Consider the following 19,585-nt stretch of genomic DNA (forward strand, 5'->3'; position numbering starts at 1 on the left):
GGCCGCGCTCTAAGGGGCCTTCACCGGTGTTCAGTCCGGCACTGCGACCAGCGGGTAGACGCCGTTCTCGTCGTGTACCTCGGTGCCGACGACGGGCGGGTTGAACACGCAGAGCATCCGCAGCTGGGTGCGCGCGGTGACGGTGTGCCGCTCGTGCCCGTTCAGCAGATACATCGTGCCCGGCGCGAGCGGGTACTCCTTACCCGTCTCCCGGTCGAGCAGGGTTCCCTCGCCCTCGACGAGCCAGACCGCCTCGACGTGGTTGGCGTAGTGGAACTCGTTGACACTGCCGGCGTCGATGGTGGTCTCGTGGAACGAGAAGCCGACCTTGTCGCCGCCCAGCACGATGCGCTTGCTCCGCCAGTGCCCGGCCGCCACGTCGCGGTCGGTCCCGGTGATCTCTTCGGTCGTGCGGACGATCATCGCTTGCTCAGTACCTCTCGGGTTCCGGCCTCGAGAATGTCGAGGCCCTGGTCGATCTCTTCCTCGGTGATGGTCAGCGGCGGCAGCAGCTTGACGACCTCGTCGTCCGGCCCCGACGTCTCGGCGAGCAGGCCCTTGTCGTAGGCGTAGCGGCACACCTTGCCGGCGAGCTCCGCCTCGGTGAACGCAAGCGCCTGCACGAGGCCGCGGCCTCGCGTCGCCAGGTCGTCCGGGAACTCGGCCGCCAGCGTGCGGAAGCGCGACGCGATGCGCTCACCCTTCTCCAGCGTGGACTTCTCGAGCGTGTCATCGGCCCAGTAGTGGTCGAGCGCCACCTTCGCGGTGACGAACGCGGGGTTGTTGCCGCGGAACGTGCCGTTGTGCTCGCCCGGGCCCCACACGTCGAGGTCGCGCTTGAACAGCGTGAGCGCGAGCGGCATCCCGTAGCCGCCGACGGACTTCGACAGCGTGACGATGTCCGGCTCGATGCCCGCGATCTCGAACGAGAAGAACGGGCCGGTGCGGCCGCAGCCCATCTGCACGTCGTCGACGATCAGCAGGATGTCGCGGCGCTTGCACAGGTCGGCGAGGGCACGCAGCCACTCGGGGCGGGCGACGTTGACGCCGCCCTCACCCTGCACGGTCTCGACGATGACTGCCGCGGGGCGGTTCAGGCCCGAGCCCGAGTCGTCGAGCACGCGCTCGAACCACTGGAAGTCCTCCACGACGCCGCCGAAGTAGTTGTCGAACGGCATCGGCGTCGCGTGCACCAACGGGATGCCGGCGCCGGCACGCTTCATCGAGTTGCCGGTCACCGAAAGCGATCCCAGCGTCATACCGTGGAAAGCGTTGGTGAAGTTGATGATCGACTCGCGGCCGGTCACCTTTCGCGCCAGCTTCAGCGCGGCCTCGACGGTGTTGGTGCCGGTCGGGCCGGGGAACTGGACCTTGTAGTCGAGCCCGCGCGGCTCGAGGATGCGCTCAGAGAACGTGTCCAGCAGCTCGCCCTTCGCGACCGTCGACATGTCCAGTGAGTGCGTGATCCGCCCGCTGCTGATGTAGTCGACGAGGGCCTCGCGCAGCAGAGGGTTGTTGTGCCCGTAGTTGAGAGCTCCTGCGCCGGCGAAGAAGTCGAGGTAGCGGTTGCCATCTCGGTCGATGATCCACGAGCCCTCCGCCTTGTCGAAGACAGCGGGCCATCCGCGCGAGTAGCTGCGAACCTGCGACTCGCGGTCGTCGAAGATCGTTTCAGGAAAAGTAGTTGTAGGAGTGGTCATCTCGTCCTCCTGGTTGGAACCGTAGGCTGACATCGGTCCCGGTTAGACGGGGGTGATCGTGTAGAGCCGCTCGGCCTCGTGGCCGTGCGGATCGGATTCGGGAGAGATATCCGCCGACTCGAAGTAGTCGGCGACGGTCAAAGTTCCGTAGCGCGCCCGGGCTACGGACCGGAAGAGCTGATCGGACGCCTGATTCGACGGCGTGATCGTGGTCTCCAGGCGCGAGATCCCCTGTGGGGTAACGCGGTCCAGTAGTCCGTTCAGCATGGTTCCCGCGATTCCCAGGCCACGGTGGGCGCCATCGACGGCCACCTGCCAGATGAAGATCGTGTCCGGCCGGGAGGGCGGGATGTAACCGGTGATGAAGCCGACGACCTCGTCATTACGTACTGCGACGCATGAGGTCTCGGCGAAATCGGCACACCAGAGGGTGTAGGCGTAGGTGGAGTTGAGGTCGAGTACCGCGGTATCCCTCGCGATCTCCCACAGCCTTGTGCCGTCGGATGTCGTGGGTCGCCGGATCGACACTGCATCGTTGCCTGCAGGGCCTTCGGTGATTCCTGGGGTGGAGCTCACTTCAGTAGGGTGCATCGCAGTTCGACGTTAACGACCTCGCGGCCGGAATTCACCCCCGGAGCGGAATCGGCACCGAACACGCCCGACAATCCCCTGCAAGACCGGTGTATGTGAGATGGGTCACATTCAGGAGCGGGTCGGCGGTAGGCGCTGCCCTCATCGCACGTCCGGCGCCTCGGGCCCCGTCGTCGGTGAGGCTGTCGCAGCACATCACGCACGTCGTGGACGCGAAGAGCGCGGAGGGTACTCGGCTGCGCAACCCCCCTGCGGTGTGTCGGCCCTGCACACGGGCCCAGCGCACGGCCGGAGGATCTGTTGCGGACGGTGTCTCGGGTGGTCCTGGAACCACCGCGAGCGCAACGCTGGCTGGGGTGCGTGGCCGGCCATAGCGTGCGCGACATGACCCGTCAGATCCGCTTCAATGCGTTCGACATGAACTGCGTCGCCCACCAGTCGCCCGGCCTCTGGCGGCACCCTGAGGACCAGTCGCACCGGTACAAGGAGCTCGGCTACTGGACCGATCTCGCGCAGCTGCTCGAGCGCGGAACGTTCGACGGCATCTTCATCGCCGATGTGCTCGGTGTGTACGACGCGTTCCATGGCAGCGACGAGGCCGCGATCCGGCACGCGGCGCAGGTTCCCGTGTCCGATCCGCTGCTGCTGGTGTCGGCGATGGCGACCGTGACCGAGCACCTCGGCTTCGGTATCACGGCGGGCACCGGCTTCGAGCACCCGTTCCCTTTCGCTCGTCGCCTGACGACGCTCGACCACCTGACGAACGGACGCATCGGGTGGAACGTCGTGACGGGATACCTGCCTTCCGCCGCGAAGAACATGGGGCAGCTGGACCAGCTGCAACACGACGAGCGCTACGACCACGCCGACGAGTACCTCGAGGTGCTCTACAAGCTGTGGGAGGCGTCGTGGGAGGACGACGCGGTCGTCCGCGATCGCGAGAAGGGGATCTTCACGCATCCCGAGAAGGTGCATCCGATAGCTCACCGCGGGAAGTACTTCGACGTACCCGGTATCCACGTGGGGGAGCCGTCGCCGCAGCGCACGCCCGTCATCTATCAGGCGGGCGCGTCCCCGCGCGGCCTGGAGTTCGCGACGGCGAACGCAGAGGCGATCTTCGTCGCCGCGCCCACCAAGGCGATACTGAAGAACCTGGTGACGACCGTGCGGGAGGGACTCGTCGCGCAGGGACGCGACCCGCATTCGGCCCGGGTCTACACGTTGCTGACGATCGTGACCGACGAGACGGAGGCGGGTGCCCAGGCGAAGCTCGCCGACTATCGGGGCTATGCCAGCGACGAGGGCGCGCTGGTGTTCATGTCCGGGTGGATGGGCGTGGACCTGGGCGCCTACTCGCCCAGCGACCCCGTCGGAGACGTGCAGTCCAACGCCATCCAGTCGGCCGTCGCGGCGTTCCAGCAGGCCGACCCGTCCGGCCGGCCCTGGACGGTCGCCGACATCGCGAAATGGGGCGGCATCGGTGGGATGGGTCCCGTTCTGACCGGATCGGCTTCACGCATCGCCGACGAGTTGCAGGAGTGGGCGGAGGAGACCGACGTCGACGGCTTCAATCTCGCCTACGCCATCACGCCGGGCACGTTCGAGGACGTCGTCGAGCTCGTAGTGCCTGAACTGCGCAGGCGCGGCGCCTATCCCGACGAGTACACGCCGGGAACGCTGCGCCACAAGCTGTTCGGGAAGGGCGACCGGCTGCCCGACGACCATCCTGTGCACCGCCACCGCCTCGGAGCGGCGGTCTAGGGGTCACGCCGCGGGAAGCTCCTTGGACCACAGAGACTTTCCCGTCGCATCGCACAGGCTGACCGTCAGCGCCCTGGTCTGGGCGTTGATGGTCACATCGCCGAAGTGCTGGAAGCCTTCTGCGGGCGATGTGTTCGCCTTCTCCGGTGCGTGCACGAACTCGTACCGCGCTCCAAACGTCCCATCGAGGGGGCTCTGCGGGAACGCGCCCGCGTTGAGCGGGCCGGACACGAACTCCCAGAACGGCGTGAAGTCGGTGAAGGCCGCGCGCTCGGGGGCGTACGAGATCGCGGCGGTGTAGTGCACATCCGCGGTGAGGAACGCGATGTTTCGCACCTCCTTGACCGCGCTGAGAATGCGGGAGAGCGCGATCTCGCGACCCAGCGGAGCGCCGCCCTCGCCCTGCGCGACCGCCTCCATCGACTTCGGTCCCTGCTTGGGATCGGACAGGGAGTCGGGGACGACGATGCCCAGCGGCAGGTCGTTCGCGACTACCTTCCACGTCGCCTTCGAATTCTTCAGTCCGTCGATGAGCCACCGCTCCTGTTCGCGGCCGAGGATGCCCTCGTCGTCCGTCGTGGCCCACGCGTCCGGGTTCCGGTCCTTGTAGCTGCGCATATCCAGGACGAACACGTCGAGCAGTGGTCCGTACGAGATGGTCCGGTACACGCGACCGGCCTTCGCCTCGCGCGGGTCGACAGGCTGCCATTCGCTCCACGCCTGGTACGCCCGTCCCGCCAGGACGTCGACGTCGGTCTCGGTGTAGCCCTTGCGGTCCTGACCCGTGAGGTTCTCGCCGGGGAACCAGTTGTTGAGCACCTCGTGGTCGTCCCATTGGATGATCTGCGGGACCGTCGAGTTGAAGCGTAGGTAGTGCGCGTCGGACAGGTTGTACTGGTAATTGCCCCGGAACTGGTCGAGGGTCTGGGCGACCTGATCCTTGCCAGGAGCCGTGACGCTGCGGTACGTGCGACCGTCATTCTGTTTCTGCTCGGCGGTCACCGGATTATCGGCGTAGATCGCGTCGCCGGAGTGCAGGAAGAAGTCCGGCCGTTTGTCCGCCATCGCACCCCACACCGCCATGCCGCCGTCGCGGTTGATGCCCCAGCCCTGGCCGACGACGTCCCCCGACCACAGGAAGTGCACGTCGCGGGGTGCGGTGGGGACGGTGGTGAACACGCCGGTCACGGGCTCCGACCTCGCTCCGTTCTCGCCCTCGAGGGTGACGCGGTAGTGCACCGTCTGGCCCGCCTCCAGCCCGGTGATGCGGACGCGGCCGGTGCCGTCGGTCGCCGGCGTGAGCTGCGGGCCACGGACCGTGCGCGCGCCCGAGAAGCTCTCGGTCGCCGCGGTCTCGACGATCATCGTTGCCGGCGTGTCGGAACGGGCCCAGACCAGTGTCCCGTTCGCGCGCGGGTCGCCCGTGGCGACACCGTGAGTGAGCCGCGGACGCTTCACCGCCAGCCCGGATCCGGACGATCCGGACGATCCCGATGGTGTGCCCGACGAGCACGCGGCGAGCGCGGTGCCGGCGGGAATCAGGATCGCACCGCCGAGGCCGGCGCGGAGCAGAGTACGGCGGGACATGGCTGAACTGGGCTGATTCAGTGTCATTCGCCCAGCGTGGCCGAGAATTCTTCGCTCCGGCAAAGGCAGGGGAAATCGGCGGTGAACGAACAGAGACGATGAGCGCCAGTGGTTTCTGCTAGGTTCGACACACGGACGATACGACGGCTCGGCGGGCACTCGAAACGCTCACCGATTCGCCGAAAGCGGATCACGATCCGCCGCAACGGCACGTCTAGACAGAGGCGGCTACGGCGGCGGGTTAATAACGCTGGGGGCCGATATGCCTGATCAGTCACACGAGCCCGGTAGTAGCGCGAGTCTTGCTGCGGCGCTGGAGAAGCCACCCAAGGAGGTGGACCAGGGAGTACTCCATCGCGCCATCGCAGCGTCGGCGCTCGGAAACATGACCGAGTGGTTCGACTACGGCGTGTACGCGGCCACACTCACATACTTGACGCACACGTTCTTTCCAGGCCATCTCGGATCGATAGGAACCTACCTGGGCTTCGCGATCTCCTTCGTGCTGCGCCCGCTGGGCGGGATGGTGTGGGGCCCGCTGGGTGATCGATTGGGACGCAAGGTGGTCATGGCGACCACCATCCTGATGATGGCGGGTTCGACCGCCTTGATCGGCGTTCTTCCGAGCCACGCCCAGGTCGGTGTGTTGGCGCCGATCCTGCTCATGTTGCTCCGCGTGATCCAGGGCTTCTCCACCGGCGGCGAATACGGTGGTGCGGCTACGTTCATGGCCGAGTACTCGCCGGATCGCAAGCGCGGAAGATACGGCAGTTTCCTCGAATTCGGCACGATGTGTGGGTTCGCGCTGGGCAGCTGCGTGGTGTTGCTGATGCAGGCACTGACCACCGACGAGCAGATGCAGTCGTGGGGCTGGCGGATTCCCTTCTTCATCGCGCTTCCGCTCGGCGCGGTCGGCTGGTACCTCCGGTCGCACATGGACGACACCCCGGTGTTCGAGGAGATGGAGGCGACTCCCGAGGGGGACATCTCGGCCTGGGGGCGGTTCAAGAAGCTGCTGGTCGAGTACTGGCGTCCGATCCTCACGATGTTCGGAATGGTCATCGCTCTGAACGTCGTCAACTACTCGCTTCTCACCTACATGCCGACGTACCTCGAGAAGGAGATCAATCTGTCGACCGGGTCGACCACGGCGTTGATCGTCATCGGTGAGGTCGTGATGGCCGCGTTCATCCCGCTGTTCGGGCGGCTATCCGACTACACGGGTAGGAAACCCATGTGGTGGGGCTCGCTGATCGGCCTGCTCATATTCGCGTGGCCGCTGTTCATCCTGATGGCGCAGGGCTTCGTGTGGGCGATCATCGCATTCGTGATCCTGGGGCTGCTATACATTCCGCAGTTGGCGACGATCTCCGCGACATTCCCTGCGATGTTCCCGACGCCCGTTCGTTATGCAGGCTTCGCGATCTCCTACAACGTCGCCACCGCGGCGTTCGGCGGTACAGCGGGACTCATCAACGATGCGGTCGTGGACAACACCGGATGGAAGCTGTTTCCCGCCTGGTACATGATGGCGGCGTGCGTGATCGGCCTCTTGGCGATGCCGTTCCTCAAGGAGACCAAGGGATGTTCGATTCGCGGTGCCGAGATCCCCGGTCCCGATACGAATGCCACTCGGTTGGCACGGATCCACGAGAAGGCTAGCGCCTGAGCGGACGGTCGGCCAGCAACTCGGCCAGGTGCATCGGCGTTGCCGCCGGCACCTGGCCGATCGTTGTCAGATGGTCGACGGCCATGTGGCAGCTGAATCCGTCCGTGAGCACCACGGATTCGTGCGGACGGGCGCGAAGGGCCGGTGCCAGGGCGTGTTCGGCGATGGCCATGCTGGTCTCGTAGTGGCCGGCCTCGAAACCGAAATCGCCCGCGACGCCGCAGCACCCCTCCGCGACCTCGATTCCGTCGACGCCGAGCCGGCCGAGCACGGAGCGCTGTAGGCCGGCGCCGAACACCGAATACTCGTGGCAGTGCTGTTGCAGCAGTACGTGTCCCGGCATGGCGCGGCGCGGCCGCCAGCCATCGTCGAGCAGTATCGAGACCTCGGACGCGAAGCTGCGCACGCGCTCCGAGACGCGGCGCGCGGCAGGGGAGTCGACGAGGCGCGGCAGATCCCCCTTGATCGTTGCCGCGCACGATGGTTCGGGCACCACGATCGGGGCCGCGTCTGCGTAGCCGCCATCGAGCGCCTCGGCCAAGCGGCGCAGCCGCTTTCTCGCCCTACCCAGCTGCCCGGTCGAGATGAGCGGCAGCCCGCAGCAGCCGGCGGACGTATGGGTCACGGCGCGGCCGGCGTCCGTGAGTACCGCGGCGGTGGCCGTAGCGACCTGCGGACGGAACGCCCGGGTGAAGGAGTCGACGAAGAGCAGCGTGTCCGCGTCGGCGCGGACGGGTAAGGCCGACAGTGCGTCTCCTACCGCCCTGCGACTCGCGAGCGTAGGGAGCGTGCGGCGCGGGTCGATGCCCGCGAGTCTGGCGACGGGCCCGCAACGCCTCGCAAGTCGGTTGGCGATGGGGGCCAAGAATCGGGCGGTGGGTAGCAGTGCGGGCATCGCGCCGAACGCGTAGTGCGCAGGCGGGCGCACGCGGCGTCGATAGTGCTGGTGCAGGAACTCGGCCTTGTAGGTCGCCATGTCCACCCCCACCGGGCAGTCCGAGGAGCATGCCTTACACGCCAGACACAGGTCCAACGCCTCGCGCACATCGGCGGAGCCCCAGCCCTCATCTGGTGTGGCGGCCCCGCGCACCATCTCCTGCAGCACTCGGGCGCGCCCGCGGGTCGAATGCGTCTCGTCCTGTGTCGCGCGATAACTCGGGCACATCACACCGCCGGAGTGGCTGCGGCATCGGCCCACGCCGATGCACGCCTGGACCGCATGCACGAACGGCGCAGGCTTTCCCGGGAGCGGTGCGCCGAGGTCGGTCACCGTGGGCCAGGGACGGTCGGGGACGCCCGCCAGCGCCAGATCTGCGTCCACGGGCGCAGCGTCGACGATGCTGCCGGGATTGAGGATCCCCGTCGGGTCCCACAGGCGCTTGAACCGACCGAACGCGTCGATCATCGTGGGGGAGTACATGAGCGGCAGGTACTCACTGCGCGCACGTCCGTCGCCGTGCTCGCCGGAGAGTGAGCCCCCGTGGCGCACCACGAGTCGCGCCGCCTCGTTCGTGAAGGCGCGGAACACTCGCACGCCCTCGTCGGACCGCAGGTCGAACGTGATCCGTACGTGCATGCAACCAGCCCCGAAGTGCCCGTACATGACGCCCTGCAGATCGTGCCGCTGCAGCAGCGCCGTGAACTCGGCCAGGTAGCCCGCCAGGCGGTCAGGCGGAACCGCGGCGTCCTCCCAGCCGGGCCAGGACTCGTACGCGGCCGGCCCGGGCGCCGCCGGGTCGGCGAGTCGCGAGGACAATCCCGCGCCGTCCTCGCGCACACGCCACAGCTGTGCACGTTCGACAGGATCGGGGACGACGCGGCCCCCGGTCACGCGGCCCGCAGCACGGGCGGCGGCGAGCACGTCCCGCGCCTTGGCGTCGACCTCCGCCGGCGAGTCCCCGTCCACGTCTACGAACAGCCACGCGTGCCCGTCCGGAAGTGCGGCAACGGAATCGGTGCCGCGCCGCGCCCGCATCGTCGTCACGATGGCCTCGTCGACGCCCTCGACCGCGGTCGGGTCGAACGTGCGCAACAGGGGCACGTCCGCCGCGGCGTCCACGACGTCGCGGTACCCGAGGCACACCAGCAGTGCGTTCGCCGCCCGCGGGACCAGGGACAGGGTCGCGCCCACCACGATCGCGCACGTCCCCTCCGAGCCGACCAGCGCGCGGGCGACATCGAACCCGTTCTCCGGCAACAGTCGTGCGAGGTGATAGCCGGAGACCTGGCGACCGAACCGCTCGAGCTCCGTGCGCAGCGGTGCCAGGTTGGCGGTCGCGAGATCCCGCATACCGGACGAGATGTCGCGTGCGCGTGCCGCCGCGGCGGCGTCTCCCGACACCGTCGGGCGCACGCCGTGGCGGTCCGCGGTCAGCAGCAGACCGTCGGCGGTGACAAGCTCGAGTTCCTCGACATGATCCGTGGTTCGCCCGTACCTGACCGAGTGGTTACCGCACGCGTCATTGCCCACCGCGCCGCCGACCGTGGCCCTGTTCTGCGACGACGGGTCGGGGGCGAAAGTCCACCGATCACCGGTCTGTTCGTGCACGTGCGCCCGCAGCCTGGTGAGTACCACCCCCGGCTCGGCGTGGACGGTGCGACGCTCGCCGTCCACCGGACCCACCGCTGTCATGTGTCGTGAGAGGTCGAGGACGACACCTGCGCCGATCGCGTTGCCGCCCATGCCGGTGCCACCGCCCCGGGCGGTCAGCGTGATCGAGCGCTCGTGGCAGTAGCGTGCGACGGCTGCGACGTCCACCGCGGTGCGCGGGAAGACCACGGCGGCAGGGCGGATGCGGTAGTTGGACGCGTCGTAGGCGTACTCGGCGAGTCGCAGCGACGAGTCGTCCGCCTCGACCCCGAGCGCGCGTAGGTTCTCCGCGAGCGTCATGCGACTACTGTGCCGAACCATGGGCGCCCGCCACAATGCGGGCGCCACGATCGACGGGAGGGCCGATGACGAGGATCATCGCCGGGTCCGCGCGCGGCAGGCGGCTGCAGGTGCCACCGAAGGGGACACGGCCCACGTCGGACCGGGTGCGCGAGGCCGTGTTCAGCGCCCTTGCCGCTCGCGTCGACCTCGACGGTGTCGCTGTGCTGGATCTCTACGCCGGCTCCGGAGCGCTCGGACTCGAGGCGCTTTCGCGGGGCGCGGCATCGGCGGTCCTCGTCGACGCCGATCATCGTGCCGCGACGGTGCTGGCCGCGAACGTGCAGGCGGTGGCGGCCGCGGGACGGGATGCGCGGGTGCGGAAGTCCACCGTCGAGAACTTCCTGGCGGGCACGCCGCAACGACAGGACCTCGTCTTCCTCGACCCGCCGTACGACCTGCCGGGTGCAACCGTCGAGCGGGACCTCGAGGGACTGACCCGCGGTTGGCTGGCTCCAGGCGCGCACGTGCTGGTCGAGAGGTCGGCGCGGACACCGTCCATCGCATGGCCCGAGGGGTTCGACGAAGATCTGATTCGCGACTACGGCGAGACCCGGATCCAGCTGGCGCTCTGGCAGGATGGGGAGCCATGAGCAAGGCCGTCTGCCCCGGATCGTTCGACCCCGTGACGCTCGGTCATCTCGACGTCTTCCGCAGAGCCGCGCGACTGTTCGACGAGTTCGTGGTCACCGTGGTGGTGAACCCCAACAAGTCGGGCATGTTCGGAATCGACGAGCGGATCGCGCTCATCGAGGAGAACGTCGCGGATCTGGGCAACGTCACCGTCGATCAGTGGACGGGCCTGCTGGTCGACTACGCCCGCGAGTGCGGTGCCGACGCCATCGTCAAGGGCCTGCGCAATTCGACGGACTTCGACTACGAACAGCCGATGGCCTCCATGAACGCCCACCTCACCGGCGTCGAGACGGTGTTCCTGTGCACCGATCCGAAGTACGCGTTCGTATCCAGCTCGCTGGTCAAGGAGGTCCGCAAGCTGGGCGGTGACATCGACGAGCTGGTGCCTGGCAACGTCGGGCGTGCTCTCGCCGCCAAGCTGGCATAGGGGCGCGGCCGCCGTGCCGACACGCGTACGTCCGCGGGTTCGGTGCATTCTGCGCAGATCGCGGGACAATGGGCTTCAGACACCGTCTGTGAGAGGTTGTGCCGTGTACCGAGTTTTCGAAGCGCTCGACGAGCTGGGGGCGATCCTGGAGGAGGCCCGCAGCGTCCCGATGACCGCCGGCTGCGTGGTACCTCGGGGTGATGTGCTGGAGCTTCTGGACGATATCCGTGACTCCTTCCCCGGCGACCTGGACGACGCGCAGGATGTGCTCGACCAGAAGGACAGGCTCGTCAGCGAGGCCCGTCACCACGCCGATACCACTGTCGCCCAGGCTGATTCGGAGGCCGACGCGACCCTGAGCCGCTCGCGTGCGGAGGCGGATCGGCTCCTTGCCGACGCCAAGGCGCAGGCGGACCGCATGGTCGCCGAGGCGCACCAGCACGCGTCCGCGATGGTCGCCGACGCCCGCGCCGAGGACGAGCGGATCCGCCGCGGTGCCCAGCGCGAGTACGAGGCCGTCACAGGCCGTGCCCGCTCCGAGGCCGAGCGTCTGGCGGCCGAGGGCAACGCTGCGTACCAGCGGTCCGTCGACGAGGGCATCGCCGAGCAGGAGCGCCTGGTCGCCGAGACCGAGGTCGTCGCTGCTGCGAAGGCCGAGTCCGACCGGATCATCGACGCCGCTCACGCGGAGTCGGACCGGCTCCGCGGGGAGTGCGACGTCTACGTCGACACCAAGCTGGCGCAGTTCGAGGAGATCCTCGGCACCACCATGCGTTCGGTGAACCGCGGTCGGCAGCAGCTGCGCACCGCCGCGGGCGTGCACGACTACACGGACCACGGTGCCACCGACGACTACTTCGACGAGTTCGCGGAGCCGCAGGCGGGCTGAGCCGCGCGGTTTGCCCGGGCACGGAACCTGACCTATGCTTGGGTGTTTGGCTCAGTGAGCCCAGGAGTAACCGTCTAGCCCGTGAGGTGGGTTGTGTCCGAGAACAAAGCCGCGACTGTCCGGCAGCCCGCGGGGAAGCCGTACGTCCTGGATGTTTGCGCGTTCGGGAAGCGACCCGGGACGTCGGCGCAGGTGCATCGCACCGTGGCCGCCCCGGAGCGCATCGGTGTCGACATGATCGGGATCGAGGCCGGCGAGGAGATCGACCTGGACCTGCAGGTCCAGGCCGTTTCCGAGGGGATCCTGGTGACGGGCTGCGTCAGCGCGGACACCACGGGGCAGTGCGCGCGCTGTCTCGCGCCCGTCGACGGTGCCGTCAACCTGTTCCTGACCGAGCTGTACGCCTACCCGGGTAGCGAGACCGAGCAGACGACGGACGCCGACGAGGTGCAGCGCATCGACGACGACCTGATCGATCTGGAGCAGTCGATCATCGACGCGGTGGGAATCGAGCTGCCGCTCGCACCCACCTGTACCCCGGACTGCCCAGGACTGTGCCCCGAATGCGGCGAGCGTCTCGCCGACCTCGAACCGGGACACGAGCACGACAAGATCGATCCCCGTTGGGCGGGGCTCGCGCGGTTCGCGCAGGACGGACCCGCGGACGGCGGCGCCGCTGGAGCGGGGGCCGACGCCCGGTGACCAAGCGCCTCCCGGTCCCGCCGATGACGGACCACTCGCAGTTGCTGGCTGCGCTCGGCGTGGGCCTCCCTGATGAGTTGCTGACGCTGGCCCTGACCCACCGCTCGTATGCCTACGAGGCCGGCGGGCTGCCGACCAACGAGCGGCTCGAGTTCCTGGGCGACAGCGTCCTCGGCCTGTCGGTGACCGAGTGGCTGTACCGCACGCACCCGGACAAGCCCGAGGGCGACCTCGCGAAGATCCGCGCCAGCGTGGTCAACATGCACGCACTCGCGTCGGTGGCGCGCGGTCTCGGCGAGGGCGGGCTCGGCGCGCACCTGCTGCTCGGTAAGGGCGAGGAGCTCACCGGCGGCCGCGACAAGGACAGCATCCTCGCCGACGGCATGGAGTCTCTGCTCGGCGCCGTGCACCTCGAGCACGGCATCGACGCCGCCCGCGCCGTCGTCCTGCGGCTGTTCGAGGAACTGTTGTCGACGTCGTCCGCGATGGGCGCCGGCCTGGACTGGAAGACCTCCCTGCAGGAGATCACCGCCGAGAAGGATCTCGGCGTTCCCGGCTACCGCATCACTTCCACCGGTCCCGACCACGACAAGGAGTTCACGGCGGTCGCCGTCGTGGATGGTCGCGATCTGGGCAGCGGCGTCGGCCGCACCAAGAAGGAGGCCGAGCAGAAGGCCGCCGCCGCCGCATGGCAGGAGATCGACGAGAACATTCCGGGCACACAGCCAGGTGCGGCTGTGGCTCCGGAGGCTCGGCCCGCGGTTGCGGCCGGCCAGGCCGCCGGCGAGGAGCCTGTGGCGCCCGCGGCCGAGGCCTGATGCCCGAGCTCCCCGAGGTCGAGGTCGTCCGCCGCGGCCTCGCGGACCATCTCGTCGGTCGCACCGTCGTCGGCGTCGACGTTCTGCACCCGCGTGCCGCGCGACGGCATGTGGCGGGAGACCTCGACCTGATCGGCCGGATCTGCGGCGCGACGATCGCGTCCGCGGAGCGGCGCGGCAAGTTCCTGTGGCTGCCTTTGAGTTCCGGCGGCGCCGCCCCGGACAGCGCGATCGTCGTCCACCTGGGCATGAGTGGCCAGATGCTGTTCGGTGAAGGCGATGACCGGCACCTGCGTATCCGTGCCGCCCTGGGCGACGGCACTGTGCTGCGGTTCCTGGACCAGCGGACGTTCGGTGGGTGGCATGTCGACCCGCTCGTCATGGTCGACGGGACCGACGTGCCGACTTCCGTCGCGCACATCGCGCGCGATCCGCTGGACCCGCTGTTCGACCATGCCGCCGCCGTTGCCGCGATGAAGCGCAAGGACACCGAGGTCAAACGTGTGTTGCTGGACCAGACCGTCGTATCCGGAATCGGCAACATCTACGCCGACGAGGCGTTGTGGCGCAGCCGCGTTCACGGCCGGCGCCGGGCGGCAGCCATGACGAGGCCCGCGCTGGCGCGGCTGCTCGACGATGCCACCCAGGTCATGCGCGAGGCGCTCGGCCAGGGCGGCACCAGCTTCGACGCGTTGTACGTGAACGTCAACGGTCAGTCGGGCTACTTCGAGCGGTCGCTGAATGCGTACGGGCGCGACGGCGAGCCCTGCCGCCGCTGCGGCACGATCATGCGCCGCGAGCAGTTCATGAACCGCGGGTCGCACTTCTGCCCCAGGTGTCAGAGGGCGCCGCGGCGCTGATCGCGCGAGCCCGTGTCAGGCGATCGACTGCTCCACGAACGACAGCTGGCTCAACGCGTACTCGCGGGCGCGGCGGTGCAGCTCGATCGAATGCCCCACGCCCGCCATCCGGGTGGCGGCGAACGGACCTGTGAAGTGGCACGCGGCCGCCGCCATCGCCTCGTCGTCCGAGCGCCAGATCTTGTCCTGCTCCGCGAAGGTCAGACGCACGGGTGCGGTGACCGCGGCGCCGACGGTGGGCAGCCGGTCCGCCCAGTCGATGACGTCGTCGAGCTCGGGCATCGGCATGGGACGCATCAGCTCGCCGTCGCGCGCAGCGGCCGCGCCGTCGACCGTGTCGTCCGCGCCGAGCATGACGCCCGCGTGGGCCTCGGGCGGGAGCTCGATCGCGGGCGCGTCGCTGCGCAGGCCACCCCACATCTCCCGGACGCCGGGTTGCCAGAGCTCGCCCAGGCCGCTGATCTCGACGCCGCGGGGCGTGGCCGATGACGCCGCGACCAGCAGCGCGAGCATCCCGCCGATCGAGTGGCCCACCAGCACCAGCGGTAGACCGGAACTCGCGGCCAGCGATTCCATCGCAGCGGTGAGGATCTTCGTCTGCGCGTCGAACCCCAGCCGGTCCGCGGGCACGGCGGTGCTGCCGCCGTAGCCGGGCCGATCGACGGCCACGACCGTGTAGCCGAGACCGGGACCGAGTGCCAGCAGGGAATCGTCGCCGGCCTGGTAGTACTCGGAATCGTAGGTGCCGCCGTGGAGGACGAGGATCAGGGCGCGCGACGCCCCGGCGGGCCGGGCGATCCGAGCGGCGAGCGGGACGCCGTCGGCGTCGAGAGTGGTCGATTCCACCGGGGCGGAAGTGGTCGTCATGGTGGGGTCTCCTTGTGCGGGTGCAGCGATGTTACATAAATGGCGAGAATCCGACAGCAATGTAAATACAACGCGAAGACCCCTTGCTTGTCAACAGTTATGTTGATAATTTGACTTTTATGTCAGAGACGATCGCGGAGATGCAGATGGCCGTCCCCTTCCATGAGCCCGGTCTCGTCCCGTACCCGGACGGGTTCGTGCGCCGGTACCGAGACGAGGGCCTGTGGCGCGGCGTCTCCCTACCGGACGAACTCCGCGCCGCCGCAGGTGTTTTCGCCGAACGGACCGCCCTCGTCACGCCCGAGGTCCGCTGGACGTACGCCGAGCTGTTCGACCGTGCGGACCGGTTCGCGCGCGGGCTTCTGGTCGCCACGGACCTGAAGCCGGGCGAGCCGATCATGTTCCAGATGGGAAACGTCGCGGAGACAGTTGTGGCCTACCTCGGTGTCCTCGCCGCCGGCCTTCGCCCCGTGTGCACACTGCCCCAGCACGGGGCGCGCGAGATCGGCCTGCTGGCCGAGCACGTCGGGGCCCGGGCCACCGTCGTCCAGGGCGACAACGGCAAGGGGGAGACGGTGGCCGTTGCCTCGGCCCTGCATGCCGACGGCGCCCTCCCTGTCGTCATCGTCGCCCGCGGGGCCGCCATCGGCGGGACCCCGACCCTCGACGCCCTGCTCGAGGCGGGCCGCATGGCACCGTCGGCCCCCGCGGTCGATCCCGAGCAGATCGCCCTGTTCCAGCTGTCGGGAGGCACCACGGGCCTACCCAAGGTGGCGCCCCGGCTGCACGAGGAGTACGTGCACAACTCCCGCGCCTGGGCGCGAGCGCTGGGCTGGGGCACCGAGACTCGGGTGCTCTACCCGCTGCCGCTGATGCACAACGCCGGGATCGCGCTGGCGCTCCAGCCGGCGCTGCTCAGCGGCGCGAGCGTGGTGCTGTCGCCGACCGCGCAGATCCCGCAGCTGCTGGACCTGATCGAGGCCGAGCGGCCGACCGTCCTGCCCCTCATGCCGCCCGCCCTGGTGGTTCGCATGCTGGAGGAGCCGCGCAGCGCGACGGCGGACCTGTCCAGCATCGTCGACCTCATCGTCGGCGGGCAGGCGCTGCCGGAGAACGTCTCGATCCGGCTGCGCGACGAGCTCGGCATCGCGGTGCGGCAGATGTTCGGCATGGCCGAGGGCATGTTCCTCGTGACACCCGATGGGGCCGGAGAGGAGGTGCGCCACCACAGCGTGGGCTCGCCGGTCTCGCCCGCCGACGAGGTGCGGATCGTCGAGATCGCGGGCGACGACGAGGTGGCGCCCGGCGAGATCGGCGAGTTCTGCGCCCGGGGGCCCTACACGATCCGCGGGTACTACCGCGCCGAGCAGCACAACCGGGACGCATTCAGCGCCGACGGGTTCTACCGCACCGGCGACCTGGCACGCGCCCACGTGATCGACGGCGTCACGGTGTACTCGATCGAGGGTCGGATCAAGGACGTGATCAACCGTGGCGTCGAGAAGATCCACGCCGAGGAGGTCGAGGAGGTGCTGCTGCGCCACCGGGACATCGTCGATGCCGCGCTCGTGGCGATGCCCGATCCGGTGCTGGGCGAGAGGGCCTGCGCATACCTGATCGTCGAGCCGGGCGCCTCGACGCCGACGGTCGCGTCGATCGGCGGGTTCCTCACCGAGCAGGGACTCGCGAAGTACAAGCTGCCCGAGCGTATCGAGGTCGTGGACCGGTTCCCCCTCTCCAACGTGGGCAAGGTCTCCAAGAAGGACCTGCGCGAGCGGGTCGCCGAAGCACTGCGCGCCGAGTCGGCGCACTGACTTCTCGTCAGAGGAAGGACGAAGAACATGAGCAGGACGGTGGCGATCATCGGCGGCGGGCCCGCCGGGCTGGCGGCGGCGCGACTGATCAAGGTGAACGACCCGCGGGCGCTGGTCACGATCTACGAGCGCGCCGACGCGAGCGGCGAGACCTTCGGCTTCGGCGTGGGCCTCACCGAGTCGACCATGAGCAATATGGCGAAGGCCGACCCGATCACCGCGGACCGGCTCCGCGAGGCGAGCCACGCCGGGCACAGTCTGGTGCTGCGCACCGGCGGCCGCGAGGTGGGCCTGCACGGCGCACGCAACCTCGCGATCGGCCGGGCCGCGCTGCTCGAGGTGCTCACCAAGTCCGCCCTCGAGGCCGGTGTGGAGATCCGGCTCGGCTGCAAGGCGGGCGTCGCGGACGTGCAGGCCGACGTCGTCGTCGCCGCCGACGGTGCCCGCAGCGCGGTTCGGGAGCGGCTCGCCCACCGGCTGGGCGTCTCGATCACCTACGGCAGCCTCCACTACATGTGGTGCGGCACCGACTTCGCGGTGAGTAACGCCAATTTCACCTGGCGCACCCGCGATGACGCGATGTTCGTGGTGCACGCCTACCCGTACGCCGACGATCGCAGCACGTTCCTCATCGAGACCGACGACGAGTCCTTCCGGGCCGCGGGCCTCGACCGGTTCGCCGCCGAGGCACCCGCGGGCGAATCGGACGAGCGCAGCCTCGCGCTGCTCGAGGACGTGTTCTCCGAGGAACTCGGCGGTCGGCGGCTGCTCGCCAACCGCACCCGCTGGGCGCAGTTCCCCACGGTCTCGCTGCGCAACTGGTCTGCCGGCAACGTGGTGCTCATCGGGGACGCCGCGCACACCGCGCACTACACCATCGGCTCCGGCACCAAGCTGGCGCTCGAGGACGCGATCGCCCTCGCCGAGGCCCTGGCCGAGCACGACGACACCGACGCGGCGTTCGCCGCGTACGAGACGGCGCGTCGCCCGTACGTGGACCGGTTCAAGCACCTCGCCGCGCGCTCGCAGAACTGGTGGTCGAGCTTCCGCGAGCGGGCCGCCCAGGCGCCGGAGCGGATCGCCCTCTCGTACATGACCCGCGCGGGCAACCTCGGCATCGAGCACTACGCCGCCGAGTACCCCGAGACCGCAAGGGCGGCCCTCGCCCCGCTCGGCGAGGCACCGGTCGGTGAGCCCGACACGGTCGGCGACTGGGTCCTGGGGCGCGCACCCGACGTGGCCACGGCGGACCTGGCCGGCGCCCTGCGGGCCGAGTGGGACGGTGGCGAGGTCTGGGGCCCCGCCCACGATGCCTTCGTCGCCCGCCTCAGCGGCGAGGACGCCGACGTGATCGTGGTCGGCGGGCCGTCGGACCCGAAGCACGTGGGCGCGCGGATCGACGTGGCCGAGCGCGTGCGCTGGGCGGGCAAGACCGTCGTCGTCGAGGTTCCGTCGGCCCTGCGGACGGAGGCCGCCGCAGCGGTCGGCGCGGGCCGGGCGGACGCCGTGGTCCTCGTCGGCTGAATGGTCGCCACGACCGCCCGACGTACACTGCGACGCATGTCGACAGGCGTGGGTAAGAGCAGCGGGCAGCGTCGGCGCGAACTGGTTATCGGCGACGTCCTGGACTCCGCGACGGACCTGTTCGCGGTGAAGGGCTACGACGCGACCAGCCTGCAGGACATCGCCGACGCCGTGGGCGTGTCCCGGCCCGCGCTGTACCACTACATCAGCAGCAAGGAGGACCTGCTGGTGATGCTGGTGGAGCGGGTCTCGCAGGCGCTCGCCGACGTCATCGCCGAGCTCAGCGCCCGCGCCGACCTCCAGCCCAGCGAGAAACTCACCATCCTCACCGAGCAACTCGTGCGGCAGCGCGCCGAGCACCCCAGCCAGTTCCGCATCCTCGACCGCTCCGAGATGATGCTGCCGAAGGAGGCCGGGGAGGACCACGCCGCCGCCCGCCGCCGCGTGCTACGCGAAGTGGTGTCGATCATCGAGGAGGGGATCAAGGCGGGGCAGTTCAGCCCCGTGGACCCGCGCACCGCGGCGCTCAGCCTGCTCGGCATGTGCAACTGGGTCGCGTGGTGGGCGAAGCCGGCCGACGGCGTCGAGGTGCAGGCGATCGTCGACACGATCAGCGGGCTGGCGCAGCGGATGCTCCGTGTTCCCGAGACCGACGGCGCCGTAGCCGGTCCGGCCGGCCTGCTCGCTGAGATCCGCACCCGCCTGGACCGTCTCGAACCTCTGCTCTGACCCGAGATCGCCTGCGCGCCAGGATCGCCCGTTCCGCCACTCCGGCGGGGCGGGCGATCGTCGTCTGCGGGTTACGCGACCG

The 19,585-nt window shown here is 69.1% G+C and carries 17 protein-coding genes; 11 read left to right on the plus strand and 6 right to left on the minus strand.

The annotated features are described in order from the left end of the window. Nucleotides 1-30: 30 nt before the first annotated feature. The 3 genes from P0W64_RS16915 to ectA are packed head-to-tail and all read right to left on the minus strand — an operon-like array spanning nt 31 to nt 2,291. A complete protein-coding gene (locus tag P0W64_RS16915) occupies nt 31-423 on the minus strand; it encodes an ectoine synthase (RefSeq protein WP_275481332.1) in 393 nt (130 codons plus the stop codon). Next, entirely contained in the window at nt 420-1,700 is a 1,281-nt protein-coding gene (ectB, locus tag P0W64_RS16920; RefSeq protein ID WP_275481333.1) for a diaminobutyrate--2-oxoglutarate transaminase, read from the minus strand. The genes P0W64_RS16915 and ectB overlap by 4 nt, the downstream gene beginning before the upstream one ends. A 42-nt stretch (nt 1,701-1,742) precedes the next feature. Then, entirely contained in the window at nt 1,743-2,291 is a 549-nt protein-coding gene (gene ectA / locus P0W64_RS16925) for a diaminobutyrate acetyltransferase (protein WP_275481334.1), read from the minus strand. Between the two features lie 384 nt (nt 2,292-2,675). Here ectA and P0W64_RS16930 point away from each other — a divergent pair, with 384 nt between their 5' ends. Continuing rightward, on the plus strand, nt 2,676-4,052 hold the full coding sequence (locus P0W64_RS16930) for an LLM class flavin-dependent oxidoreductase (RefSeq protein ID WP_275481335.1): 1,377 nt from the start codon (nt 2,676-2,678) through the stop codon (nt 4,050-4,052). A gap of 3 nt (nt 4,053-4,055) precedes the next feature. On the opposite strand, the gene P0W64_RS16935 is transcribed toward P0W64_RS16930, so the two are convergent. After that, nucleotides 4,056-5,639, minus strand: coding sequence for an alkaline phosphatase D family protein (locus P0W64_RS16935; protein WP_275481336.1), 1,584 nt, complete (start codon nt 5,637-5,639; stop codon nt 4,056-4,058). A gap of 262 nt (nt 5,640-5,901) precedes the next feature. On the opposite strand from P0W64_RS16935, the gene P0W64_RS16940 reads away from it, so the two are divergent. After that, nucleotides 5,902-7,308, plus strand: a complete 1,407-nt coding sequence (locus tag P0W64_RS16940; protein ID WP_275481337.1) for an MFS transporter — start codon at nt 5,902-5,904, stop codon at nt 7,306-7,308. On the opposite strand, the gene P0W64_RS16945 is transcribed toward P0W64_RS16940, so the two are convergent. Beyond that, the gene (locus P0W64_RS16945; RefSeq protein WP_275481338.1) at nt 7,298-10,198 is read right to left on the minus strand and encodes an FAD-binding and (Fe-S)-binding domain-containing protein; all 2,901 of its coding nucleotides are present in this window, start codon (nt 10,196-10,198) and stop codon (nt 7,298-7,300) included. The genes P0W64_RS16940 and P0W64_RS16945 overlap by 11 nt on opposite strands. A gap of 65 nt (nt 10,199-10,263) precedes the next feature. Between P0W64_RS16945 and rsmD the strand changes: the two genes are divergently transcribed. The 6 genes from rsmD (at nt 10,264) to mutM (ending at nt 14,569) form a co-directional block, all read left to right on the plus strand. Beyond that, nucleotides 10,264-10,830: a 16S rRNA (guanine(966)-N(2))-methyltransferase RsmD gene (gene rsmD, locus P0W64_RS16950; protein WP_275481339.1), complete on the plus strand. Its 567-nt coding sequence runs from the start codon at nt 10,264-10,266 to the stop codon at nt 10,828-10,830. Further along, nucleotides 10,827-11,300, plus strand: coding sequence for a pantetheine-phosphate adenylyltransferase (gene coaD / locus P0W64_RS16955; RefSeq protein WP_275481340.1), 474 nt, complete (start codon nt 10,827-10,829; stop codon nt 11,298-11,300). The genes rsmD and coaD overlap by 4 nt, the downstream gene beginning before the upstream one ends. Before the next feature lie 103 nt (nt 11,301-11,403). Beyond that, nucleotides 11,404-12,189: a DivIVA domain-containing protein gene (locus tag P0W64_RS16960; protein ID WP_275481341.1), complete on the plus strand. Its 786-nt coding sequence runs from the start codon at nt 11,404-11,406 to the stop codon at nt 12,187-12,189. Between the two features lie 93 nt (nt 12,190-12,282). Further along, on the plus strand, nt 12,283-12,891 hold the full coding sequence (locus P0W64_RS16965; RefSeq protein ID WP_275481342.1) for a DUF177 domain-containing protein: 609 nt from the start codon (nt 12,283-12,285) through the stop codon (nt 12,889-12,891). 23 nt (nt 12,892-12,914) lie between these two features. Beyond that, nucleotides 12,915-13,709, plus strand: coding sequence for a ribonuclease III (rnc, locus tag P0W64_RS16970; RefSeq protein ID WP_275481343.1), 795 nt, complete (start codon nt 12,915-12,917; stop codon nt 13,707-13,709). Further along, nucleotides 13,709-14,569 (plus strand): bifunctional DNA-formamidopyrimidine glycosylase/DNA-(apurinic or apyrimidinic site) lyase, encoded by an 861-nt coding sequence (mutM, locus tag P0W64_RS16975; protein WP_275481344.1) that lies wholly within the window; start codon nt 13,709-13,711, stop codon nt 14,567-14,569. The genes rnc and mutM overlap by 1 nt, the downstream gene beginning before the upstream one ends. Before the next feature lie 15 nt (nt 14,570-14,584). Here mutM and P0W64_RS16980 read toward each other — a convergent pair whose 3' ends face one another. Further along, nucleotides 14,585-15,436: an alpha/beta hydrolase gene (locus tag P0W64_RS16980; protein ID WP_275481345.1), complete on the minus strand. Its 852-nt coding sequence runs from the start codon at nt 15,434-15,436 to the stop codon at nt 14,585-14,587. 119 nt (nt 15,437-15,555) lie between these two features. Between P0W64_RS16980 and P0W64_RS16985 the strand changes: the two genes are divergently transcribed. From P0W64_RS16985 to P0W64_RS16995, 3 genes are read left to right on the plus strand one after another with little or no spacing between them, the layout of a single operon-like run. Next, the gene (locus tag P0W64_RS16985; RefSeq protein WP_275481346.1) at nt 15,556-17,250 is read left to right on the plus strand and encodes an AMP-binding protein; all 1,695 of its coding nucleotides are present in this window, start codon (nt 15,556-15,558) and stop codon (nt 17,248-17,250) included. Between the two features lie 27 nt (nt 17,251-17,277). Further along, entirely contained in the window at nt 17,278-18,774 is a 1,497-nt protein-coding gene (locus tag P0W64_RS16990; RefSeq protein ID WP_275481347.1) for an FAD-dependent monooxygenase, read from the plus strand. Nucleotides 18,775-18,810: 36 nt separating this feature from the next. Then, nucleotides 18,811-19,503, plus strand: a complete 693-nt coding sequence (locus tag P0W64_RS16995; RefSeq protein WP_275481348.1) for a TetR/AcrR family transcriptional regulator — start codon at nt 18,811-18,813, stop codon at nt 19,501-19,503. Nucleotides 19,504-19,585: the final 82 nt, after the last annotated feature.

This window comes from Tsukamurella sp. 8F (assembly GCF_029167375.1).
Classification (GTDB): domain Bacteria; phylum Actinomycetota; class Actinomycetes; order Mycobacteriales; family Mycobacteriaceae; genus Tsukamurella.